This is a genomic window from Candidatus Pelagibacter sp. (assembly GCF_052048095.1).
GTDB lineage: Bacteria > Pseudomonadota > Alphaproteobacteria > Pelagibacterales > Pelagibacteraceae > Pelagibacter.
On sequence record NZ_JBNAKG010000001.1, the window covers coordinates 1,147,030 to 1,170,289 of the forward strand.

At 32.3% G+C, this 23,260-nt stretch carries 20 protein-coding genes; 9 read left to right on the top strand and 11 right to left on the bottom strand.

The annotated features are described in order from the left end of the window. The first annotated feature begins 5 nt into the window (after nt 1-5). Genes ACTT9P_RS06140 through ACTT9P_RS06150 form a run of 3 tightly spaced genes read left to right on the top strand, consistent with a single transcriptional unit; the run spans nt 6 to nt 2,046 of the window. Nucleotides 6-752, top strand: coding sequence for an aspartate/glutamate racemase family protein (locus ACTT9P_RS06140; protein WP_440909809.1), 747 nt, complete (start codon nt 6-8; stop codon nt 750-752). A gap of 2 nt (nt 753-754) precedes the next feature. Beyond that, nucleotides 755-1,195 carry a hypothetical protein gene (locus ACTT9P_RS06145; RefSeq protein WP_440909810.1) on the top strand — a complete coding sequence of 147 codons (441 nt, stop codon included), beginning with the start codon at nt 755-757 and terminating at the stop codon, nt 1,193-1,195. A 2-nt stretch (nt 1,196-1,197) separates the two neighbouring features. After that, nucleotides 1,198-2,046, top strand: coding sequence for a DMT family transporter (locus tag ACTT9P_RS06150; protein WP_440909811.1), 849 nt, complete (start codon nt 1,198-1,200; stop codon nt 2,044-2,046). Nucleotides 2,047-2,048: 2 nt separating this feature from the next. Here ACTT9P_RS06150 and ACTT9P_RS06155 read toward each other — a convergent pair whose 3' ends face one another. The 4 genes from ACTT9P_RS06155 to ACTT9P_RS06170 are packed head-to-tail and all read right to left on the bottom strand — an operon-like array spanning nt 2,049 to nt 7,149. Further along, complete coding sequence (locus tag ACTT9P_RS06155) at nt 2,049-2,633, bottom strand: sarcosine oxidase subunit gamma (protein ID WP_440909812.1); 585 nt, start codon at nt 2,631-2,633, stop codon at nt 2,049-2,051. After that, nucleotides 2,630-5,626: a sarcosine oxidase subunit alpha family protein gene (locus ACTT9P_RS06160; protein ID WP_440909813.1), complete on the bottom strand. Its 2,997-nt coding sequence runs from the start codon at nt 5,624-5,626 to the stop codon at nt 2,630-2,632. The genes ACTT9P_RS06155 and ACTT9P_RS06160 overlap by 4 nt, the downstream gene beginning before the upstream one ends. Next, entirely contained in the window at nt 5,623-5,892 is a 270-nt protein-coding gene (locus ACTT9P_RS06165; protein ID WP_440909814.1) for a sarcosine oxidase subunit delta, read from the bottom strand. The genes ACTT9P_RS06160 and ACTT9P_RS06165 overlap by 4 nt, the downstream gene beginning before the upstream one ends. Then, nucleotides 5,893-7,149 carry a sarcosine oxidase subunit beta family protein gene (locus ACTT9P_RS06170; RefSeq protein WP_440909815.1) on the bottom strand — a complete coding sequence of 419 codons (1,257 nt, stop codon included), beginning with the start codon at nt 7,147-7,149 and terminating at the stop codon, nt 5,893-5,895. A 106-nt stretch (nt 7,150-7,255) separates the two neighbouring features. On the opposite strand from ACTT9P_RS06170, the gene ACTT9P_RS06175 reads away from it, so the two are divergent. After that, nucleotides 7,256-8,935 (top strand): formate--tetrahydrofolate ligase, encoded by a 1,680-nt coding sequence (locus ACTT9P_RS06175; protein ID WP_440909816.1) that lies wholly within the window; start codon nt 7,256-7,258, stop codon nt 8,933-8,935. Nucleotides 8,936-8,937: 2 nt separating this feature from the next. Here the strand turns inward: ACTT9P_RS06175 and ACTT9P_RS06180 are convergent, their stop codons facing one another. After that, on the bottom strand, nt 8,938-9,720 hold the full coding sequence (locus tag ACTT9P_RS06180; RefSeq protein ID WP_440909817.1) for a type 1 glutamine amidotransferase: 783 nt from the start codon (nt 9,718-9,720) through the stop codon (nt 8,938-8,940). 104 nt (nt 9,721-9,824) lie between these two features. Here ACTT9P_RS06180 and ACTT9P_RS06185 point away from each other — a divergent pair, with 104 nt between their 5' ends. Continuing rightward, nucleotides 9,825-11,156 carry an NAD(P)-binding domain-containing protein gene (locus ACTT9P_RS06185; RefSeq protein ID WP_440909818.1) on the top strand — a complete coding sequence of 444 codons (1,332 nt, stop codon included), beginning with the start codon at nt 9,825-9,827 and terminating at the stop codon, nt 11,154-11,156. 6 nt (nt 11,157-11,162) lie between these two features. Here the strand turns inward: ACTT9P_RS06185 and ACTT9P_RS06190 are convergent, their stop codons facing one another. The 6 genes from ACTT9P_RS06190 to ACTT9P_RS06215 form a co-directional block, all read right to left on the bottom strand. Further along, on the bottom strand, nt 11,163-12,191 hold the full coding sequence (locus ACTT9P_RS06190; protein ID WP_440909819.1) for a 2-dehydropantoate 2-reductase N-terminal domain-containing protein: 1,029 nt from the start codon (nt 12,189-12,191) through the stop codon (nt 11,163-11,165). Between the two features lie 38 nt (nt 12,192-12,229). Beyond that, nucleotides 12,230-14,383, bottom strand: coding sequence for an ABC transporter permease (locus ACTT9P_RS06195; RefSeq protein ID WP_440909820.1), 2,154 nt, complete (start codon nt 14,381-14,383; stop codon nt 12,230-12,232). Nucleotides 14,384-14,395: 12 nt separating this feature from the next. Further along, nucleotides 14,396-15,418, bottom strand: coding sequence for a quaternary amine ABC transporter ATP-binding protein (locus ACTT9P_RS06200; RefSeq protein ID WP_440909821.1), 1,023 nt, complete (start codon nt 15,416-15,418; stop codon nt 14,396-14,398). A 67-nt stretch (nt 15,419-15,485) separates the two neighbouring features. Next, nucleotides 15,486-16,019 carry a hypothetical protein gene (locus ACTT9P_RS06205; protein ID WP_440909822.1) on the bottom strand — a complete coding sequence of 178 codons (534 nt, stop codon included), beginning with the start codon at nt 16,017-16,019 and terminating at the stop codon, nt 15,486-15,488. A gap of 3 nt (nt 16,020-16,022) precedes the next feature. Then, nucleotides 16,023-16,400 carry an MORN repeat-containing protein gene (locus ACTT9P_RS06210; RefSeq protein WP_440909823.1) on the bottom strand — a complete coding sequence of 126 codons (378 nt, stop codon included), beginning with the start codon at nt 16,398-16,400 and terminating at the stop codon, nt 16,023-16,025. Between the two features lie 82 nt (nt 16,401-16,482). Next, nucleotides 16,483-17,427, bottom strand: coding sequence for an ABC transporter substrate-binding protein (locus tag ACTT9P_RS06215; protein ID WP_440909824.1), 945 nt, complete (start codon nt 17,425-17,427; stop codon nt 16,483-16,485). A gap of 128 nt (nt 17,428-17,555) precedes the next feature. Between ACTT9P_RS06215 and ACTT9P_RS06220 the strand changes: the two genes are divergently transcribed. The 4 genes from ACTT9P_RS06220 to ACTT9P_RS06235 all read left to right on the top strand — a co-directional run bounded on the left by ACTT9P_RS06220 (nt 17,556) and on the right by ACTT9P_RS06235 (nt 23,223). After that, the gene (locus ACTT9P_RS06220; protein WP_440909825.1) at nt 17,556-19,892 is read left to right on the top strand and encodes a DUF1989 domain-containing protein; all 2,337 of its coding nucleotides are present in this window, start codon (nt 17,556-17,558) and stop codon (nt 19,890-19,892) included. 5 nt (nt 19,893-19,897) lie between these two features. Then, nucleotides 19,898-20,248, top strand: a complete 351-nt coding sequence (locus ACTT9P_RS06225) for a hypothetical protein (protein WP_440909826.1) — start codon at nt 19,898-19,900, stop codon at nt 20,246-20,248. A gap of 101 nt (nt 20,249-20,349) precedes the next feature. Next, nucleotides 20,350-21,675: an NAD(P)/FAD-dependent oxidoreductase gene (locus ACTT9P_RS06230; RefSeq protein ID WP_440909827.1), complete on the top strand. Its 1,326-nt coding sequence runs from the start codon at nt 20,350-20,352 to the stop codon at nt 21,673-21,675. A gap of 78 nt (nt 21,676-21,753) precedes the next feature. Further along, nucleotides 21,754-23,223 (top strand): glutamine synthetase family protein, encoded by a 1,470-nt coding sequence (locus ACTT9P_RS06235; protein ID WP_440909828.1) that lies wholly within the window; start codon nt 21,754-21,756, stop codon nt 23,221-23,223. Nucleotides 23,224-23,260 lie beyond the last annotated feature (37 nt).

A 23,260-nucleotide genomic window follows, 5' to 3' on the forward strand; every position in this document is an offset into this window, starting at 1 on the left:
AAAAAATGATTGGTATTCTTGGTGGAATGGGAACTCAAGCAGGTCTTGATTTCTGCAACAAGTTGGCAATGCAATACAGAGGTAAAATTGACCAAGATTACCCTTTATTCTTTTTATATAACAAATCAAATATTCCAGGAAGACCAGAGTCCATTGGTAAAACTACAGGAATTTTAACAAATAGATTTGAAAATTTATCCTCTAAAAAAAAATACGAAAAAGTTTTAAAAAGTTTAGTTGAAGGATGTAAGAAACTTGAGAAGGCAAAATGTAAATTTATAGTCATACCATGTAATACTGCTCACTATTGGTATCATGATCTTCAAAGAAAAATTAAAATACCAATCATAAATATGCCTGAAGAAGTTTTTAAACATGCCAAAAAAAATTGTAAAAAAAATTCGAAAATAGGTCTTTTAGCGACTGAAGGAACTTTAATAACTAAAGTTTATGATAAAATTTTTAATAAACAATTTAAGTTATTTTTTCCTAATAATAGACTTCAAAAAGATAACGTTAACGTTGCAATAAAAGATGTAAAAATGGGAAATGTAAAAAAAGCAGCTAAAGTAATTCAGCCTGCTATTAAATATCTACTGAAAAATAAATGTAAAAAAATTATACTAGGTTGTACAGAACTTCCTATTGCAATATTTGCATTTAAATCAATAAAGACCGCAAAATCTTCGAAAGTTTATCTTGATCCAAATTTAATTTTAGCAAATTCAGCTGTTAAAAAATATAAAAGATAATTGTGAAAATTTCCAAAGAAAAACCTTATGTTTTACATGTTGCTGAACTAATTTATTTAAAAGTAGTTCAGATAAAAAAAGAAAATCCTGGCATAACTAACATCGATGCTGTTGATAGATTTATTGGCTCTGACTTATATAAAGAAATAAGCAGTGGAGAATTTCATGACAAATGGTTCGAAGAATTAAAAGAAAATAATTTTGTTGATAAAAAAACAAAGAAAAAAATTCCTGAAGAAACAATAAGATTATTAAATGTGCAAAAAGATATGATGGTAAAACAACTCATTCGATTTTCAGGGCTATATTATGCTAAAAGCCATTATCCACTTGAGATATCTCAAAGAGCTTTTGAACATTTGTGGAGAACTTGTGAAAGTTATGAGTTGTGGTGTAAAGAAACAAAGCAAAAAAATTTAATTAAATTAAATATGATTGACTAGTAGTGATAAGGGTTTTTCCATTTATATTTATTTTACTTTGGTCATCTGCTTTTATTACAACAAAACCGCTAACAGATAATAGTGATCCTTTTTCAGCTCTAGCATTTAGATTTTTTTTAGTTTCTATTGGTTTTGCTATTTATTCAATTTTTAGAAATCAAAAGCTCTTAGTAGGTAAAAAAAATTTTTTAGAGTCATTTCTAAGCGGTATTTTATTCCATGGGCTTTATCTTGGTGGAGTTTTTTATTCTGTCTCAAAAGGAATGCCAACGGGAATAGCTGCTTTGATAGTAACACTTCAGCCTATACTCACAAATGCATTGAGCGGTCCCATCTTAAAAGAAACAGTAACTTTAAAACAATGGTTGGGAGTGATTTTAGGATTTGTAGGATCGGCTATGGTGCTTGGATTTGATATTGGTGCTGAAATCCCATTTATTGGTTTGATTGCAACAATTATAGCTCTGATCGCGATTACATCTTCAACAATCTGGCAGAAAAAAATAAGTAATAATTTATCATTAGGAGTTAGTAATTTTTATCAAGCAGTAGGAGGATTTTCTTTTCATTTGGTAATTGTTCTCTTATTTGCGGAGCCCTATATAAACTTTTCTCAAACTTTCATAATAGCAATGTCACATCAAGTCTTCCTAGTATCTTTCGGAGCATTCACTATTTTAATGTATTTAATTAAAAAGAATTCAGCGAGTAAAACGGTATCAATATTTTTTTTAATACCTCCAACATCCGCTTTAATGGCTTGGTTTTTTTTAGGAGAGAAGCTTAGTAATTTAGACTTAATTGGATTTTTAATTGCTACTATAGGAGTTTATGTGGCTACAAGAAAATAATTTTAGACTGATTTATATCCAAACTCCAAACAAGCATCAGTAATAGAGTGATGCAGAGACTCTCCAAAACTTCTTAGGCCTGATACTCTCACTTTTTTTGGACTATCAGAAATAAAATCAATAATCACAGTAATCCCATTATAAACTGAGTTTGCACAATCGCCTTGTTTGTAAGAGTTTATATCTAAAGGACAGCCTTTTTTAAGAACTTCATCTACTAAATCACCTTCAATTTCAATAATTGTTCTTGAATGAGAGATATCAGTAATTGCAAAATTTAGCTCATCAAATTGGTTCATCTCTTTTTTTAATAAATCTAAATTTGATGAAAAAACCAACCAACTGTCTGGACCTGTCCATAAAATTCTTGTTTGTGAATTTGAAGAAGATTTAAGCGCTGAAGGTAAGCTTAAGTTATCTACTTTTATTTTTTTAATATTAAAATCAGAATTTTTATATTTTGCTATTTGAAAAATTAAAAGTTTTGTAACCTCAGATACCTTTAATAATTTTTCCTCATTTTTGCCCTCATAATCTCCAAACTTTCCAGGCTTATGAACAAAATTTAATGGTGAAACAGATGTCATGATCTAACTCTCTTTCCTTCGTGATCTACGTAATGTGAAGAGACAACTTCTACTTCAATTGCAGTATTTTTTAGTGGAGATACTGCAAATAATTTTTTTCCAATCATATTTTTTCCATCTTTAACTATTGCTAGAGAAAATGGATTGTTATTTTCTACACTCCAACAAGATGAAGATACATGACCTAATTTCGGATTTGGTAGTTTAGCGTTTTTATCCACTACTAGATGAGAACCTTCTGGAATACTTGATTTTTTATCTGTAGGTATTAAACCAACAATTTTTTGTCTATCATTTGTGTTGAAAGCTTCTTTCTGTAAAGATCTTTTTCCAATAAAGTCTTTTTTCTTAGACACTAAACCTTCTAAAGAAACATCGTAAGGAATTGTTCTTCCATCTAATTCAGGTCCAGCTACGTGACCCATTTCAATTCTTAAAGTTGACAATGCTTCAGTTCCATATGGTTGAATATTAAATTCTTTTCCAACTTCCATCATCTTTTCCCACATGAAAAGACCGTGATCAGAGGCAACATTTATTTCATAAGCTAATTCACCTGAGAAAGAAATTCTAAATATCTTTGCATTAACACCAAATAAATTTCCTTCCACATATCCCATAAAAGGTAAAGCTTCATTACTTACATCTAAATCTGAAAATAATTTTTCTAATACATCTCTTGATTTTGGACCTGCTAAAGCGGCACCTGCCCATTGTTCTGTTGTAGATATCACATTTACATTTAGTTCTGGCCAAACAACTTGGAGATAATATTCTAAATGAGATAAAACATTGGCTGCTTGAGCAGTTGTTGTTGTCATGTGATAATGATTTTCAGAAATTCTTGTTGTTGTTCCGTCATCCATTACAATGCCATCTTCTCTCAACATTACGCCATATCTAGCTTTTCCAACTGGAAGCTTTAACCACGCGTTAGTGTAAACTCTATTTAAAAATTCTGCAGCATCTGGACCTTTGATATCTATTTTTCCTAAAGTTGTTACATCACAAATACCAACATGGTCTCTTACATTTTTTGCTTCTCTTTTTGATGCCTCAAATAATGTTTCATCGCCTTGCTTATAATATCTCGGTCTTTTCCATGCTCCAGCATCCACAAAAACTGCATTATTCTTTTCATGCCATGTGTGCATTGGAGTTTTTCTAGTTGGCATGTATTCCATATCAACTTCACGCCCAACTATTGTACCTATTGTAATTGGAGTAAATGGTGGTCTAAAAGTTGTATGCCCTACCTGTGGAACAATTTTTTTCTCCACATTTGCAACTAATTGAAGACCATTTAAATTACTTGTTCTACCTTGATCAGTTGCCATTCCCAGCGTAGTGTATCTTTTTACATGCTCTATTGATCTGTATCCTTCACGTAACGCTACTTCTATATCAGAAACTGCAACATCGTTTTGAAAATCTACAAAACGTTTAAAATTTTTCCCTTCTGGCAAAGGTGAACACCAAAATTTATCATGAACATTTTTCTTCGGTTCATTGGAATTTGGCGTCGGAGTTGAATTATTATTGTTTGTAATATTTTTAGATACCTCAAAACCTGTCTTAAACCCTTCATCTAAAGTTTGTTGTAAAGTAAACGTCCCTTTGGATGCACCAATTGATGTTTCATTTTGTTTTGATTTATCTGGAACAAAAGCATCTATTTGATCATTAAACTTTAATTTATTACCAGACTGAGAAGCTAAATGAACTGTAGGTGTCCAAAAACCTGAAACGCAAATACAATCACAATCAATTGTTTCAGATGTTTCAAAACCTGTTTTATCTTTATTTAGTTTTCCAATTTGTGCAGATTTAACTTTTTTATAACCGTTTGCCGCAACAACAGCATGTGAAAATTTAATTTGAATATTCTGGTTCTTGGCAGCATCAATTAACTCTGAGGATTGTTCTTCTCTTGTGTCTAGAATAATTGGTTCAACACCTTGTTTTTTAAACTCTATAGCGGTTTCATAGGCGCTATCATTATTTGTAAAAATTAGAGGTTTCTTTCCTACAAGGACACCATAAACTTTAATGTATTCTTTTGCAGCAGCAGATAAAAAGACACCTGGGGTATCATTGTTTCCAAAAACAATTGGTCTTTCAATTGATCCTGTTGATAATAAAACCTCCTTGGCTCTAATATACCAAAGTCTCTGTCTTGGGGTATATTTAGGTTTTTCTTTTAAATGGTCACCTGTTCGTTCAAACATAACCATCATGTTATGATCATAATAACCAAAAACCTGTGATCTGTTTTTAACAATCACATTAGGCATTTCTTTTAATTCAGTAATAATTTTATCTGTCCAAGCTTTACCGGATAAGTTATCTATTGTTACATCATCTGTTAATAGTGAGCCTCCAAATCGATGTTTGTCTTCTGCAAGAATAACTTTTGCTCCATTTTTAGCGGCAGCATATGCGCTTGATAAGCCTGCTGGGCCTGAACCTGTAACAAGTAAATCACAATACTCATATTTGTGTTCGTATCTTTCTTTATCTTTTTCAACTGAAGCTATTCCAAGTCCCGCTGCTTTTCTTATGAAAGGTTCATATACTTTGTACCAAAAACTTTTCGGCCACATAAAAGTTTTGTAATAAAATCCTGCTGGAAAAAACTTATTTAAAAAATTGTTTATTGCACCAACATCAAATTCAACTGAAGGCCAACAATTTTGACTTGTTGCTTCAATGCCGTCTACTAACTCGATTTCGGTTGCATTAACATTTGGTTCTGAATGACCATTTAATTGGATCTGTAATTTTGCATTTGGTTCGTCTACACCTGCTCCAAAAAATCCTCTTGGTCTATGATATTTAAAACTTCTGCCTACTAAATGAACTCCGTTAGCTAATAACGCAGATGCCAAAGTATCACCTTCATAACCAACATATTTTTTACCATTAAAAGAAAAAGATATTTCTTTATTTCTATTGATTAAACCTTCGTTACTTAATCTGTGTGATTGGCTCATTTTATCTCTTCATTCATTTTTGCAGTTTGAAAAATTTCGTGCGTTACTGTATCTCTATGAACTTTAAACCATTGTCTACATCCAGCAATATGATGCCACAACTCAATGTGTTTGCCACGTGGACTTTTTCGTAAGTAAACAAATTCATTCCATTTCTCGTCTGATATTTCTTTATTTAACTCTGGTCTTTTTACAGTTCCGTCTCCACCATAAGCAAATTCTTTATGGCCTCTCATTCCACAGTATGGACATTTAATATTAAGCATTTATGAAATCCAAGTTTTTGTTCCAAGACCTTTTTCGTCTAGTAAATATCCTTTATCAAATCTATTTAGAGTTAATTCAGAATTTAACTCATGTATTCTGTCTTGAGCAATCGTGTGAGCAAAAGTCCAACCTGACGCTGGGACCGATTTAAAACCACCATAACACCAACCACAATTTAAATATAAACCATCTATATGAGTTTTGTCGATTATTGGTGAGCCATCCATGGACATATCCATGATACCACCCCATGTTCTAAGCATTTTTAATCTACTTAAAAAAGGAAACAAAGCTATTCCACCAGTTAAAACATGTTGTATTGTTGGTAAATTACCTTTCTGAGCATAACTATTATAACCATCTAAATCACCACCCATTACCATTTCACCTTTGTCTGACTGACTAATATAAAAGTGTCCTGCACCAAAAGTTACCACACCATCTAATATTGGTTTTACAGGCTCTGAAACACATGCTTGCAATAAATGAGTTTCAATTGGCAAAGTCATATTAAGTTGTTCTGCTAAAACGTTTGAACTACCTGCAACACATAAACCAATCTTTTTAGTTTTAATGTTTCCTCTGCTTGTTCTAACCCCTTTTATTTTTCCAGCTTCAACATCAAATCCTGTAACTTCACAATTTTGTATAATGTCCACACCCATAGAATCTGCTTGTCTAGCATAACCCCATGCAACAGCATCATGTCTTGCTGTACCAGCACTTGGTTGAGCCAAACCACCAAAAATTGGGTATCTTACGTCATCTGAAAAATCTGCCATAGGAATCATTTTTTTTATTTGTTCTCTATTTAGCAGTTCAGCATCAATTCCATTTAATCTCATTGAATTACCTCTTCTCGCATAGGCATTCATTTGTGCATCAGAATGAGCCAAATTCACAATTCCTCTAGGAGAGAACATCACATTAAAATTCAACTCCTGACTCATATTTCTCCATAAATTCATTCCAAATTCATTAAATCTCGCATTAGCATCGTACATAAAATTTGATCGGATAATTGTAGTGTTACGACCAATGTTTCCTCCGCCGATCCAACCTTTTTCAATTATTGCAACTTTAGTAATGTTGTGTTCTTTTGCTAAATAATAAGCTGTGGCTAATCCATGACCACCACCTCCGATGATGACAACATCATATTCCTCTTTAGGTGAAGGATCTTTCCAGGCTAAATCCCAGTTTTGATGATTAGAAAAAGCATTTTTAACGAGACTAAAAATTGAATATTTTTGCATGATGACATTTTAGCTAAAAATATCTAAACTTTTCTTATTATTTTTTATATATATTTTTTAGAAGTTTAAAACAAAACAAAGTTTTATAAAAGATCGAAAATTATTTATGCCTAAATCAGATATAGAAATAGCTCGTGAAGCAAAAATGCAACCTATCAAGGAGATACTTGATAAAATAAATGTTCCAGATGAACCAGAGGCATTTAGTCCGATGGGAAGACATATTGCAAAAATAAATCTTGAATATCTTGATAAGTTAAAAGCTGATAAAGACGGAAAACTAATTTTAGTAACTGCTATCACTCCTACTCCTGCAGGTGAAGGTAAAACCACAACATCAGTTGGTTTAAATGATGGTTTAAATAAAATTGGTAAAAAATCTATCGTATGTTTAAGAGAACCCAGCTTAGGTCCTTCTTTTGGTATGAAAGGTGGAGCAGCTGGTGGTGGTTATGCTCAAGTTGTTCCTATGGAACAAATTAATTTACATTTTACAGGTGACTTTCACGCAATTACATCAGCTCATAATCTTTTATCTGCTTTAATCGACAATCATATTTATTGGGGCAACAAATTAAATATAGATGTAAGAAGAGTTACTTGGAAAAGAGTAATGGATATGAACGATAGAGCTTTAAGATCTATCAATATTAATCTAGGTGGTGTTGCTAATGGCTTTCCGAGAGAAGATGGTTTTGATATCACAGTTGCTTCAGAAATCATGGCAATCTTCTGTTTAGCAAATGATTTGGAAGATTTAGAAAATAGAATAGGAAATATTACAATTGGTTATACTAGAGAAAAAAAACCAATTTTCGCAAAAGATTTAAACGCTCAAGGTGCGATGACAGTTTTATTAAAAGATGCAATCAGACCTAACGTTACACAAACTTTAGAAAACAACCCAGCAATTATTCATGGTGGACCATTTGCAAATATTGCTCATGGTTGCAATTCTGTTATCGCAACAAAAGCTGGATTAAAGTTAGCTGATTACGTTGTTACAGAAGCTGGATTTGGAGCTGATTTAGGAGCGGAAAAATTCTTAGATATTAAATGTAGAAAATCAGGATTAAAACCAAGTTGTGTAGTAATTGTTGCAACAATTAGAGCTTTAAAGATGCACGGTGGTTTATCAAAAGATGAATTAAAAAATGAGAGCGTGGATGCGCTCAAAAAAGGATTAGTAAACTTAGAAAGACATGTAGAAAATGTCAAAAAATTTGGTTTACCAGTTGCTGTTGCTGTAAATCATTTTATTGCTGATACAGAGAACGAAGTTAATGCACTATTAGACTCGTGTAAAAAAATGGGAGTTGAAGCAAAACTATGTACTCACTGGGCAGATGGTGGTGAAGGAACAAAAGAACTAGCTTCACACGTTGTAGAACTGATTGATAAAAATGAAGCTAATTTTAAATTTCTTTATGAAGATAAAACTCCTTTGTTTAAAAAAGTAGAGACAGTTGCAAAAGAAATTTATAGAGCAAGCGAGGTAACGGCTGATACAAAAATTAGAGATCAACTTAAATCATTTGAAGAACAAGGATATGGTAATCTTCCAATATGTGTTGCGAAGACACAATATAGTTTTTCTACTGATCCAAACTTAAAAGGTGCTCCCTCAGGACATGTTTTGCCAATTAGAGAAGTAAGGTTATCTTCTGGAGCAGAATTTATTGTTGTTATTTGTGGTGCTATCATGACTATGCCTGGTCTACCAAGAGTCCCGGCTGCTGATGCAATCAAATTAAATGACAAAGGTCAAATTGAAGGTTTATTTTAATCTTAATTAATAAAATTTAACCAGTTTCTTAATTCAATCATTGCTTTGTCTTTGTTTGAAACTGATATTTCGTTTTTGATAAATTTAATATGATTATCTATTTCATCTAAAGAATTAAATACTTTTCGCGTCTCAACAAGTTTATCTTTTCTAAATTCAATTAAACTTATCATTTTTTCATAAGTAATTTCAGGATGATATTGCAAACCCCAAATTTTTGTATCGTTTACCTCAAAGTATAAACTTTGAACATTATTTATTTTACTTGATGCTAAACATATTCCATTTTCAGGTATTTTTACTACTTCATCAAAATTAAATGCTGGAGTATTAAAAATTTTATCTTTACCTTTGTATAAAGGATGTGCCAAACCTTTTTCATTAATTGTTATTTCGTTTGCTATCCCAATGTTTGAGTCGTTTGCTTTTTTAACTTGACCTCCAGCAGCAGTAACGGCAACCTGCATACCCCAACAAATAGCTAAAATTTTTTTAACATTTTTCTGACATTCGCGCATGAATTCGATTTGTCTTCTTATCTCTGGTGTATCGTTATAAATATTTAAACTACTCCCTCCCCATATTAAACCATCATAAGTAGAAAGTTTTTCAACAATAGGTTGGATATTTTCATCTGATGATGGGTTAACAACATCAAACTCTAAATCATTCGTATAATACGCTAAACTATCTTTTAAACTCTGTGTATGAGTTTGAATTCCTACTTTAGAAAAGCTCTCATTTTCCTCTCTTAGATTTCCTTCAACTATAAGAATTTTTTTCATTAATTTATGATCCTTGGTCGCACCTTTAGTTTAATAATTTGTTGATAGTATCACTAAACTTTGTGTAAGATAATTATATAAAAAAGAAAAGGGAGAGAAAAATTATGTCTAAAGTCGCATTAATAGGTGCTGGTCCATGTGGATTGTCATTTTTAAGAGCAATAGAACAGGCTGAAAAAAAAGGTGAAAAAGTTCCAGAAGTTGTTTGTTTTGAAAAACAAGAGGACTGGGGTGGACTATGGAATTACAGTTGGAGAACAGGTTCTGACCAATATGGTGATCCAGTTCCAAATAGTATGTACAGATATTTATGGTCTAATGGTCCTAAAGAATGTTTAGAATTTGCTGACTATTCTTTTGATGAGCATTTTGGTCGTCCAATACCATCTTTCCCGCCAAGAGAAGTCCTTTATGACTACATTATTGGAAGGGTCAAAAAAGGTAATTCAAAAAGCAAAATAAAATTTAGCACAAGGGTGGCAAACATTGAAAGTAAAGTTGATAAATTTGAAGTTAGCTATCAAAATAAAGTAAACAATGAAATGTCAAAAGATACTTTTGATTATGTGGTGGTTTCTTCAGGACATTTCTCAGTACCATTTATTCCAGAGTATGAGGGGATGAGTTCTTTTCCAGGAAGGATCATGCACTCTCATGATTTTAGAGATGCAGAAGAATTTAGAGGAAAAGATGTGATTGTTCTTGGAAGTAGTTATTCCGCTGAAGATGTTGCTTTACAATGTAATAAATACGGAGCTAACAGTGTTACTATTGGTTATAGGCATAACCCAATGGGATTCAAATGGCCGAAAGGCATGAAAGAGGTTCATTATTTAGATAAACTAGAAGGTAAAAAAGCTATTTTTAAAGATGGCACAGAACAAAATGCTGATGCAATAATATTGTGTACAGGTTATCTACATCATTTTCCTTTTATAGATGAAAGTTTAAAACTAAAAACTCACAATAGATTATACCCACCAAAATTATACAAAGGTGTTGTTTGGCAAGATAATCACAAGATGATTTATCTTGGAATGCAAGATCAATTTCACACATTCAATATGTTTGATTGCCAAGCGTGGTTTGCAAGAGATGTCATCATGGGTAAAATTAAAATGCCTGATGCAAAAGAGATAGATGCAGACATTAATAAATGGGTTGCTATGGAGGAAAAACTAGAAAACCCTGATCAAATGATTGACTTTCAAACAGAATATACAAAAGAGTTGCACGAAATGTCTGACTATCCAAAAATTGATTTTGAATTAATCAGAACACATTTCAAAGAATGGGAGCATCATAAAGTTGAAGATATTATGACTTACAGAAATAAGTCTTTCTCTTCACCTGTCACAGGATCAGTAGCGCCAGTTCACCATACGCCATGGGAGAAAGCTATGGATGACTCTATGAAAACTTTTTTAGATAATTAAAGCTTATTACCAATTAATTTTAAGCTTTTGATTATTGCAAATAGCATCAATTATATCGAACATAAGCGGAAATTTTTTTCCGCTTAGTTCATTTCTTAATTCATTTCCTAATTCTAATGCAAGTTCAGCTCCCTCTACTGTAATATTTTTCATCTGATCATTAATAATATCTTTATATAAAAAACCTTGTCCCAAATATTTCCCCATTTTACTATTTCTACCACCTAAGGCACTTACATATAAATCTCCTAACCCAGCAAGACCATAAACCGTGTCAGACTTGCCGCCATAATGAGAAACAAAGCTAACCATTTCTGAAATTGATCTATGAACCAAGGATGAGGCTGTATTTAAATAATATTTTGATTTAATTTCCTCTGGAGCGTTAGGCGCACTTAAACCCTCAGAAGCACCTATTAACATTGAATAGATATTTTTAATTGCTCCAGATAACTCTACACCATTTAAATCATCTGAAATTTCTGCTTTGTAATAATCTGTTGAAAAAACTTTTGATAATTCTTCTGCTTCTTCAATTTTAGGATTGGCTATAACAACCCCTGTTCTAATTTTATTTGCGAGTCCAACTGCTAAACAAGGTCCCTTTACAGCAGAGATGTTAATATTTTTAAAATTTTTACGTTCCAATAAAATCTTAATTTTTTCTGAAATGGTAATTAATTTATTTTCAAAAATTGACAAACCTTTAGTTAACAAAACAATTTTTTGGTCATTATGAAAATTTTTAGAAATTTGTTCAATAAACCAATCAATCCCCAAAGAGCTTACTCCTACTACAATAATATCTGGTTTATTATTTAAAACTTCATTCATTTCACTAAATTTTTTAATCTTTAATTCTTTAGGAAGCTTTGTTTGTAATATTGGATGAAAATTATCTTTTTTTTGTAATTCTTCTATAAGTTGGTTTTCTAAATGAGTTCCAATTAATGTAACATCATTTTTATTTTCTAATGATGGCACACAAAAAGCTGATCCCATTGCACCTGCGCCTATAACTAAGATTTTTTTCATAAGTGAATTTTAATATAATTTGAGATTACAATAATTTGTTAATCTATTCCAAGATGTTTTTTTCTTTGATCAACCCATGTTCTTATAAGGTTATCAAAAATTAATCCTATGAAAGCCACACAAATACCAAGAGTTAAACCTTTTCCACCACCTTGTTTGTCAGATAAAGCTTTTAAAATATATTGACCTAAATCTTCTGTTCCAATGAATGCTCCAATAATTACCATAAATAAAGCAAACACAATTGTTTGATTTAAACCCAACATAATGTGAGGGAAAGCTAGTGGGTATTCAATTTTTGTTAAACTTTGGAATTTATTTACACCAGACATCGTTGCTGCATCATGTAAAGCAGGTGAAACGCCTCTTAATCCTTCAATTGTATATCTTGTTGCTGGTATCGTTGCATAAACTATAACTGCAATTAAAACTGATGTGTCAGTTATTCCAAATAACATCATTACTGGAATTAAATAAACAAAAGATGGGAATGTTTGAAAAATATCACAAACTCCTAGCATAAAGTTTGTAGAATGTTTGTTTTGAACACAAATAGTTCCAACAATTAGGCCTATAATCATTGATAAAGCTACACCAAAAGTAGCCATATAAGTTGTGACTAATGCTCTATCCCACCAAGGACTAAAGGCTATAAATAATGTTAAACCACCAACTACCATCGCGGATCTTACTCCACCAATAATGTAACCTGCACCTACAACTAAAACTAAAGTTGCTACAGCTGGCATTCTTAAAAATAATGCCCTCATTGGCTGTAACACTTCTGTTATAAGCCAAGTATTAAAAGCTTTTATATAAACAAAAAAAGTTTCAAAAATCCAATCTACACCTTTGTTCCAAAATGCAGCTGTAGAAATTCCTTTGTTATGAGGAATTTCATATAGATAATTAAAAGTATCTTTGAAAATTAATGTCCCTGAATATGCAAGGATTGAACAAATAATTACAGCTCCCACAAAAAACAAAGAATTTTTATACTTTTGATAGAAAGTTAAGTTGCCAAAATAATCTTCTTGCTTGTTTGCCCATGCTAAAGACATTTTGTCTAAAAGAATTGCAATTAGACTAATACATAAACCTGCTTCTAAAGCTAAACCAATATTCAATTGGTTAAGTGCTAAAAGTAAATTCCATCCTAAACCTTTTGCTCCAATAAAAGCAGCAATTACTGCCATTGAAAAACAAACCATTATTACTTGGTTAACGCCAATTAAAATATCTCGTCTTGCTGTTGGGATTAAAACTTTCGTCATTAATTGAAAATTAGTACAGCCACTCATCTTACCTGCTTCGATAACTTCTGGCGGTACTGCTCTTAATCCTAATAATGTTAGAAGTATCATTGGTGGTATTGCAACTACCATTGTAATTATAACCGCTGCATGGTCACCAATTCCAAATAATACCATTGCGGGAACCAGGACTGCATACTGAGGCATCGTCTGCATTACTAAAAGAATTGGATAAAGTGCTTTTTCAACTCTTTTACTTTTAAAAGCCATTATTCCTAATGTTATCCCAAAAATAAATGACAAAGGCACTGCAACTAGAATAAAAGATAAAGTTTGCATTGACGGTTTCCACTGACCAAAGATTGATATATAGATCATTGTGAAAGCAGCAAAGATTGCAAGACCTTTCCCACTTAATTTGTAGCATAATATTGTTACACCAGCTGCAACGATAGTCCATGGTAAACCTGGTAACTCAGCCCATGGGTTTGCATCAATCCAATCCCAGCTAGTAAAAGAAACAATTGTTTCGACCCCTCCTAATAATAATTCTCTAAATAATTCAATTAAGAAAGTCATAAATGCCGTAATGTTTCTTGTAATTTGAAGAACTAAAGGTCGAGTTTTATATTCTTGCGTATCTTCATTCCAAAACTCCATTGGCATCCATTCTTCAAGAAGAAAAAATAATCCGTCATTTATCCAAATTGGTAACCAGCCAAGCAGTGGAGGTAATCTCCAAAAGTTATCAAACGCGTAGTACCTTACTTCTTTACCTAAGAAAAAATATACGCTCTGGTTAGGGTCTTTAACGAATTCGGCTTGACCTCTAATAAACTTATAAGTTTCTGGTACTTCAATTGCAAAACAAAGGCCGAAAAATACTAATAATAAAAACAACCACTGAAAAGTTTTTGGATGTTTTTTAAATAGTTCCATAAACTCTAAAGGTTATTTTTTTCCTCCAAAAACAGTATCAATTATTTTTGAGGGTTTAATTGAACCAATTATCTTATTATTTTGGTCTGTTACTCCTACAATATCTTCTTGTGTTAAGATTTTTTCTGCAACATCTTCTATAATTTCATCTTTTGAGACCTTAATATCGCCTAAATTATCAGTGTTTTTCTTATCCATAACATCCTCAATTTTTAAAACTTTTTCTCTTGGAACTTCTTCAGTGAATTTTCTTACATATTCGGTTGCAGGATTTAAAACTATGTTAGCTGGTGTATCTAATTGTTCAATTATACCATCTTTCATAATTGCAATACGATCAGCTAATTTTAATGCTTCATCAAAATCATGAGTAATAAACATAATTGTTTTTTGTAATTTTTCTTGAAGTCTTAAAAACTCGTCCTGCATTTCTTTTCTAATCAGTGGATCTAAAGCAGAAAAAGGTTCATCTAAAAACCATATATCAGGCTCTACCGCTAACGATCTTGCTATCCCAACTCTTTGTTGTTGACCTCCAGAAAGTTCTCTTGGAAAATAATTTTCTCTACCTTCTAAGCCTACTAATTTTACCATATCTAAAGCCTTATTAATGCTATCTTGCGTATTAATACCTTTAATTTGAAGTGGAAAAGCTATGTTTTCTATAACTGTTTTGTGGGGCAATAGCGCAAAGCTTTGAAAAACCATTCCCATTTTATTTCTTCTAAGATCAATTAATTCTTTTTCTTTTAAAGACAGTAAATCTTGACCCTCTATAAAAATTTTTCCAGATGTAGCATCTGTTAATCTTGAAATACATCTTAGTAAAGTAGACTTTCCAGATCCTGAAAGACCCATCACAACTAACATCTCTCCTTTTGCTACTTCAAAAGAAGCGTTATTAACTCCTACTATACATCCATTTTCTTGAAAGGTTTTTGCATCAACATTACCATTGGCTTGTTCAAGCATTTGTTTGGCATTATTTCCAAAAATTTTGTAAACGCCTTCACATTTGATGACTGATTCAGACATAATTGTTTAAATAGCTTATACAAAAAATGAAATAAAATAAACTGTATAAACTTTCACTACTCCTCTCTTAAAAATTTTTAATATAATAAACTCTTGTATCAATTCCTGTGCTTAAAAAACTCAATGCTTCTCCACTTACTGTAATTGTTTCAATTGTTCCATCGTCTAAAGGTCCCTCAAGAGTAAAACCTGCAAAACATTTGTTATCTTCCCATTTTACAAATGTTTCTTTGATTAAATTTCCATTATTCGTATATATCTGAAAAGCTTTATGATTTATTAAATTCGCACCCATTACAGCACGTTGTGGAATAAGCTTTGTAATTTTACAAACTGACTCATAAATTTCTTCGGTTAATCTATGTTTATCTGTTCCATCAAATGCAACTAAAACTCCTGATGGAAGTTTTGAGATAACCTCATTTAGTTTTCTCTCTTGAGCAATTCTTTCCTCTTCTGCTTTCATTTTTGCAATTAGCTCATCACCGCCACCAAAAATATTATTTAAAATTGTAAAAAATAAAATTACTGCAACTGTTATTGTAATGAGACCAATAAATTGTTTTATTTGATCGGGGAGAACTTTAAATTTTTCAATCATAGTTTATTTTTGTAATTCTCCATTTTTCCAAACTCCCACTGTCTCTGTGCCATCAGGTAAAGTAAATTTACCTTCTCCGTTCATAAACCCATTTTCCCAATTACCTTCATATTTTGATCCATCAGGAAAAAATAAAGTTCCTTGGCCGCTCCAAACACTATTTTTAAATTCACCTTTATAGATATATCCATTTGGCCAAGTCTCTGTTCCTTGACCGTGTTTTTGTGTTGCTACCCATTCTCCTTCATAAGTAGTTTTATCTGTATATATCCATTTACCAAAACCATTCTCGCAATTACCTTCTTTACAACCTGTGCTTCTAGCGAATGCTGATGTTGAAATTAAAATTGTTAAAAATAAAACTAAGATTGAATTTTTCATTTAAATTTTACCCAAAACTAAATTAAAAAAAAATCTCCCCCAACATTGTTGGGAGAGATTTAAAGTTTTTTACAATTTACCTTTATTTAGTAAACGGTTTCCAAACGCTCTCATTATCAGCTAACCATTTTTTTGCTGCATCCTCGTGAGAAAGTTTGTCGATATCAACTAATGATGCCATTGCACCAATGTGACTTGTTGAGAAAGACATTTTCTTGAATGCTGCAGCTGCTGCTGGATGAGTTTTTGGGAAATCTGCGTTAACAGCTTTCTTCAAATAACCATCTGGAGAACCACATTTTCCATCACCACCATCTTCTGGTCTACAACCAGCTGTGTATGGAGGGAAGTCAATAAATGTAAAACCGGCACCATCAGTAAAGTTAGGTGTCCAGTTGAAAATTATAGTTCCTCTACCTTCTTTTTCTGCTGCTGCTAATTCTGCCCAAAGTGCATCTGCACCACCAGCAAATTTAACAGTCCATAAATCACCTAATCCTAGAGCCTCTACTCTTTGTGGGATTAAGTCACCATGCCAAGATTGAGGTCCTTCTAACATTCTTCCTTTTCCACCAGAGTCAGGTGTTACGAAGTTCTTAGCACAGTCAGGATTTTTTAAAGCAGTCCAATCTGGTAAACCAGGACATAGGCCTTTTTCTGCTACCCAGTTTGGATAACCCATATCTTCTAGTGTTCTTGCTTCATGATCACCCCAGTCAAGGATTCCACCTTTATCTAGAGCAGTTGTGAATGATTTACCAAATGCAGATTCCCATACTTCATGTGAAATTGTTACATCGCCAATTCTAATTGACTCGTAAACAGCTTGTGAGTCTGCTGGTACGTATTTTACGTTGTTACCCATAGACTCAAAAATACCACCGATTACATAAGCCATGACTACTTGTGAAGACCAGTTATGAGTTGGGATAACAATTGGTTTTTTACTGTCAGCTGCACTAGATACTCCAGTAAAACTCACTAAAGCTATCACTGCTGCTGATAGAGTTGATATTAACTTTTTCATTTTTTCCCTTTCCTTATTCCTAATTAGAATATCTAACTATAATTTTAATGCAGGCTCAACATTAATAATTTTTTTTATATATAAAAAATATATACAAGTTATTATTTCTGATAAAATATAAGTATTTTATGAAAACGACTTTAGATATAAATGAACCTGGACTAAATGTCCTACCACCTGGAGTTGAAAGACATATTGTAAATGGTGGGGGGCTTACAGCGTTTCAAATATTCCCCGATGATGAAATTGAGATAGTCAGCGAAGAAGGTAATCAGATTTGTGAAATAATTTGTTTTAATAAAGATGGAAAATCTGAAGTTGGAATTCTTAACTTAAAAGAAAATTCAGACAAGAATTTTATAAGAGATATTTTAAATCGTAAGGATGAAACTATTCTTGCAACAAACTATCAATTAAAAAAAAGAAATTTAAATATTGCTCAATCAAAGTCATCTATAGTTTTTGATAAAGACACTCCTCCAGGAGAAAAAATAAAATTAAAATCAAAAGATAAGTGTTACGCAATCTTTTCTGCACCAGGTGAGGATATGCTGATTACAAATCAAAATCCACCAAGTGATTTAACTATATTTATAAAAAGAGCAAAAATAATAAATGACAAAGAACTCAATATAATTCCAGATCCAATTTTTGAACCTTTGTATGAACAAAATATAGATAAAGAAACTTCAATTGCTTATGAAGTAAAAGAAGGAGACTATATTCAAGTTATAAGTCCAACTGGTAGACAATGTTCTGACTTTGTGGCTTTTGATACAAGAAAATTAAATAAAGGAATAGAAAAAGGTTTAGACTGGCAAACTACAAGAACTTTTATGGGAAATACTTTTCCAGGTCCTGGATTGTTTTCTAAATTCTATGACACAGATCACGAACCATTAGTAGAAGTTATAAGAGATACTGTTGGAAAACATGATACTTTCAATTTAGCTTGTACTTCAAAATATTATGAAGATGCAGGTTATTTTGGACACCCTAATTGTTCAGATAATTTAACAGAGTCTATGTCAAAGTATGGAGTTCAAAAACAAAAAGGTTGGCATGCAATAAATTTATTTTTTAATACATCAGCTGCTGGATTAAATTCTGTTATTTCAGATGAGTCTTATTCAAGGCCTGGCGATTATGTAATGTTTAGAGCTTTAAAAGATTTAACAATTGGTACTACTGCATGTCCAAGTGATATTGATGCATGTAATTCATGGAATCCTACAGATATTTTTGTTAGAACATACGATAAAAAAAAAGAATTTAGCAAATCTTTTGCGTTTAGAATGAAAACAGACTCAGAAAAAAAACTTACAAAAAATTCTGGCTTCTATGAAAGAACATCAAAACTAACAAGAAACTTTGTTGATGCTAGAGGTTTTTGGTTACCTAATGATTATACAAAACATGGTCTTGTTAACGAATATAATGCTTGTAGAGAAAAAGCTGTTTTAATTGATTTATCATCTTTAAGAAAATTTGAAATCATTGGTCCTGATGCTGAAGAATTATGTAACTACACATTAACAAGAAATATTAAAAAATTATCTGTTGGACAAATTGTATATTCTGCAATGTGTTATGAAAATGGAATGATGTTTGACGATGGAACATTATTAAGATTAAGTGAAACTGGTTTTAGATGGATATGTGGAGATGAATACGCTGGTGAATGGCTAAAAGAAGTTGCAAAGAAGAAAAACTTTAAAGTTATAATTAAAAATTCTACAGATCAGATTAGCAACGTATCAGTTCAAGGACCTAAAAGTAGAGAAATTTTAAAAAAAATAATTTTTACACCACCTACTCAACCCTCTATTGATGAGCTAGGTTGGTTTAGGTTTACAATTTGTAGAGTCGAAGAATTACAAGGTATTCCATTAATAGTTTCAAGAACTGGTTATACAGGTGAGCTTGGTTATGAAGTTTGGTGTCATCCAAAGCATGCTCCTGAAGTTTGGGATAAATTGATGGAAGCAGGGAAAGAGCATGGAATTATTCCAGCAGGATTTGCGGCATTAGATAAACTAAGAATAGAAGCGGGATTAATTTTATTTGGAGCAGAGTTTGATGGTCAACAAGATCCTTTTGAAGCAGGTATAGGTTTTGCAGTTCCGCTAAAATCAAAAGAAGATGATTTTATTGGTAAAGAAGAATTAAAGAAAAGAAAAGAAAATCCTCAAAAAAAACTAGTTGGTTTGGAATTAATTGGAAAAGAACCTGCGGGTCATGGTGACTGTGTTCACATTGGTAGATCTCAAGTTGGAATTGTTACTAGTGGATGTCTATCAACAATTTTAAATAAGAATATAGCTTTATGTAGAATTGATGCACAGTATTCAGAAATAGGAACTGAGGTAGAAATAGGAAAGATTGATGGTCATCAAAAAAGAATTTCAGCTAAAGTTGTCAGATTTCCATTCTACGATCCTGACAAAACTAGAGTAAGAGGGTAAAATAAATGCCAAAGACATCAAAAGATCTTCTTGAGTTTTGGGAAGAACAAATGAAACTCTCACATACATCCAGTAATTATTTTTTCAGAAAGTCACCTTCTCACTATCATATGATGTTGATTGTCATGAATTCTTTCAAAAGAAGTGAGAATCTCTCAGTAGAGGAATTGAAAACAAGACTGTTTAAAACTTCCAGACCAAAATCTGCATTGATGATTAAAGAAGCATGTGAAAAAAATTTTTTTAGTTTAGAAAAAAAAGGTAAAGATCATAGAAAGAAATACGTGGTCCCAACTAAGGAATTTATCCAAGAATTTGGCGATTATTTAAGAACTCTAAAAAGTTTAAGCTTTTAAAAAATAAGCAAACAATCAAAAGTTGAAGGTCTAAAACTTCTAAAAATTATATATAAAAAATAATATATTCTTTTGTTTTACAAAAAAATATGGTTCCTATTATGTCTATACCTTCAAAAGCAAAAGTTGTTATCATTGGTGGTGGTATTCATGGTTTGAGTACTGCTTGGAAATTATCAGAAACTTATAAAAACCCTGGCGATATAGTTGTTCTAGAAAAAAAAGATACAGCTGCAGGTGCTAGTGGAATTGCATGTGGAGTTGTTAGAAATAACTATTTCCAACCTGCAATGAGAGAACTAATGGCTCACTCAGTAGAAGTTTGGGAGAGTGATCCTAAAGCATTTAAATACAATGCTGTAGGTTATTTACAAATATCACCAGAAGTAATGCATGCTGATGTTGCAACAATCTATGAGCAACAAAAAGCTATTGGTTATGAGTCTGAATTCATCGAAGGTGAAAAAGACTGTATGAAATACATGAAAGGCATGTTTGATGACTGGCAAGCACAAGGAATTACTTCTGTGCTTCATGAAAAAAAAGGTGGATATGCATTTAATAAAGATTCAATCAAAGCATTAGAAAACAAATCAACTTCTAACGGTGTTCAAGTTATTAAAGGCGTTACAGTAAATGGTTTCAAAAGAGGCAGTAACAGCAAAGCGGTTACAGGAGTAGAAACTGACAAAGGTGTTATTGACTGTGAACAAGTAGTAATTGGAGCTGGTCCTTGGGCAAGAGATTTTTGGAATATGCTAGAACTTCCAAAAACTGCAAACATTAAAGGTAAAGATGGTAAAATGCACACAACTGATATGTGGACATACTGGATGTTGCAAGAAGGTGTTATAGGTGTTGAGCCAGATTTTTTAAAAATGAACAATGGTGAGCAGCCACCAGTAATACACGTTGACAGTACTGCACCTTTATATTCAGACAAAACAAAAAAATTAATAACAGATAAAATTTGGGGAATTTATTACAAACCAGATATTGAAGGTCTTGGAGTGCAGGGTGGAACTTCTCCTTACATAGTTGATAAACATTTTGATAAAGTAAATGTAGACCCTTACGGTATTGAGTCTCCAGAATATCAAACTACTGAAGCATTTAATGACATGTGGTGCTCCGCGTTAGCACATTGTCAAAAAAGATTTGAAGGTAAATCTGATCTTTATAGAAAAGGACCTTCAGGAGGTCTTGGATGTATGACACCTGACTCTTTTCCAATATTTGATAGATTTTTAGAAAACGTGTACTTAATTGCTGATGCTAATCATGGATACAAAATGATAGGTGTTGGTGAGCTAGTTGCAAAAGAAATTTTAGGACAAGAAAGTGAATTGTTAAAACCGTTTAGATTCAACCGGTACGAGAAAGGTGAACTTCACCCTACTTCTAACAGTCCGTTCCCTTGGAGTTAATTTACCAAGTAGACAGACTTTTTAGTTTCAGTTAGCTTTTTGTTCTGAAAATTAAAAAGGGGAAAAAAAGGGGAAAAAATGACTGATCTAGAAAAACATGTAAATCAACCAGGTAGAGATAAACTTGTAAAAAAAGTTAGAGAAAAAATTGATGAACTTGGAATAACTTATATTTATTTTCAATTCATTTCAGTAACAGGAAGAATTGTTGGAAAAGGAATTCCTGCAGATCATTGGGAAAGAACAGCTGAAAAAGGTTTTCAGCTTGTTTATGGTGCAACAGCAAATTTATTTTTAGATCGTCACAACAACTATATTGGATATGGTCCAGAAGCTAAAGAGTTAGTTGGAATACCTGATCCAGAAACTTTTGTTCAATTACCTTGGGATAAAAAAGTTGCAAGAGTTTATTGTACATGTTTTAGAAATAGAGAAGAAAGAGAAAATCCTGGTGGACATTTAACATCTGACTGCAGAGGAAACTTAAGAATTATAGCTGAAGAATTTAAAAAGAAGCATGGCTATCAAATGAGAGTTGGAACAGAGCCAGAGATGATGTGGTTAACTAAAAATGAAGATGGTACACCTACTGGAAAAGGTTTCTCAAAACCTTTCTGTTATCACATAGATCAATTTGAGTCTTTAAGACCAGTGTTCATGAAGGTTATAGAATATGCAAATGCAATGGGTTTAGATATGATTCAAGGTGACCATGAAGATGCGCCAGGACAGTTAGAACTTAATTGGATGTATGATGATGTGCTTAGAAATGCTGACAGACTCTCAACTTACAGACAGATCTGTGCGCAAGTAGCTAGAGAACATGGTTTGATTGCTTGCTTTATGACTAAACCATTTATGGGTGTATCAGCAAGTGGTTGTCATACAAACATGTCTTTATGGAAAGGTGGAAAAGATAAAGTAAATAAACTTGGTCATAAGAGTTTACCAGGAGTTGATGAAGTATTTACTTATGTTGAAGGTGGAGAAAATACTTTCATGCCTGATACAAAAGATATGCAACTTCCAGGAAAAGTTGGATTGCAATCAATTGGAGGGGTAATGAAACACTTACCAGCACTTACTGCTATCGGTTCATCAACTGTTAATTCTTATAGAAGATTATGGGACCAAGGTTTTTGGGCACCTGTATATGCAGATTGGGGTTATCAAAATAGAACTTGTGGACTAAGGGTTTCTGCTCCAGGAAGATTTGAATACAGATCTGTAGACTCAATGCACAATCCATATTTAATGGGTGCTGCATTATTAAAAGCTTTCGATGATGGAATTTCAAATAACATCGATCCAGGTAAGCCAGAGTCTAGAAATATCTATGAAGCTCAAAAAGCTGGTAAAGATGTAAAAAAACTTCCTTTAAGTCTTGGAGAAGCTTTAGATAGATTAGCAGAAGACAAAATTATTCAATCAGCAATGCCAGATGAAATGTACAAGATTTTTCATTGGTATAAAAACGATGAGTGGGAAAGATTCCTTGGAGCAACAACTCAATGGGATCTAGATACTTATTTAGATTGTCTACCATAATAGAAGCAAAGGAAAATAAATTAACAATTTAACATAA

Coding starts and splice junctions, on each gene's coding strand:
- ACTT9P_RS06200 (WP_440909821.1), bottom strand. CDS start 15,418: ATGTCTGAATCAGTCATCAAATGTGAAGGCGTTTACAAAATTTTTGGA.
- ACTT9P_RS06155 (WP_440909812.1), bottom strand. CDS start 2,633: ATGACATCTGTTTCACCATTAAATTTTGTTCATAAGCCTGGAAAGTTT.
- ACTT9P_RS06220 (WP_440909825.1), top strand. CDS start 17,556: ATGAAAACGACTTTAGATATAAATGAACCTGGACTAAATGTCCTACCA.
- ACTT9P_RS06225 (WP_440909826.1), top strand. CDS start 19,898: ATGCCAAAGACATCAAAAGATCTTCTTGAGTTTTGGGAAGAACAAATG.
- ACTT9P_RS06185 (WP_440909818.1), top strand. CDS start 9,825: ATGTCTAAAGTCGCATTAATAGGTGCTGGTCCATGTGGATTGTCATTT.
- ACTT9P_RS06195 (WP_440909820.1), bottom strand. CDS start 14,383: ATGGAACTATTTAAAAAACATCCAAAAACTTTTCAGTGGTTGTTTTTA.
- ACTT9P_RS06235 (WP_440909828.1), top strand. CDS start 21,754: ATGACTGATCTAGAAAAACATGTAAATCAACCAGGTAGAGATAAACTT.
- ACTT9P_RS06190 (WP_440909819.1), bottom strand. CDS start 12,191: ATGAAAAAAATCTTAGTTATAGGCGCAGGTGCAATGGGATCAGCTTTT.
- ACTT9P_RS06205 (WP_440909822.1), bottom strand. CDS start 16,019: ATGATTGAAAAATTTAAAGTTCTCCCCGATCAAATAAAACAATTTATT.
- ACTT9P_RS06180 (WP_440909817.1), bottom strand. CDS start 9,720: ATGAAAAAAATTCTTATAGTTGAAGGAAATCTAAGAGAGGAAAATGAG.
- ACTT9P_RS06140 (WP_440909809.1), top strand. CDS start 6: ATGATTGGTATTCTTGGTGGAATGGGAACTCAAGCAGGTCTTGATTTC.
- ACTT9P_RS06210 (WP_440909823.1), bottom strand. CDS start 16,400: ATGAAAAATTCAATCTTAGTTTTATTTTTAACAATTTTAATTTCAACA.
- ACTT9P_RS06165 (WP_440909814.1), bottom strand. CDS start 5,892: ATGCTTAATATTAAATGTCCATACTGTGGAATGAGAGGCCATAAAGAA.
- ACTT9P_RS06170 (WP_440909815.1), bottom strand. CDS start 7,149: ATGCAAAAATATTCAATTTTTAGTCTCGTTAAAAATGCTTTTTCTAAT.
- ACTT9P_RS06175 (WP_440909816.1), top strand. CDS start 7,256: ATGCCTAAATCAGATATAGAAATAGCTCGTGAAGCAAAAATGCAACCT.
- ACTT9P_RS06215 (WP_440909824.1), bottom strand. CDS start 17,427: ATGAAAAAGTTAATATCAACTCTATCAGCAGCAGTGATAGCTTTAGTG.
- ACTT9P_RS06230 (WP_440909827.1), top strand. CDS start 20,350: ATGTCTATACCTTCAAAAGCAAAAGTTGTTATCATTGGTGGTGGTATT.
- ACTT9P_RS06160 (WP_440909813.1), bottom strand. CDS start 5,626: ATGAGCCAATCACACAGATTAAGTAACGAAGGTTTAATCAATAGAAAT.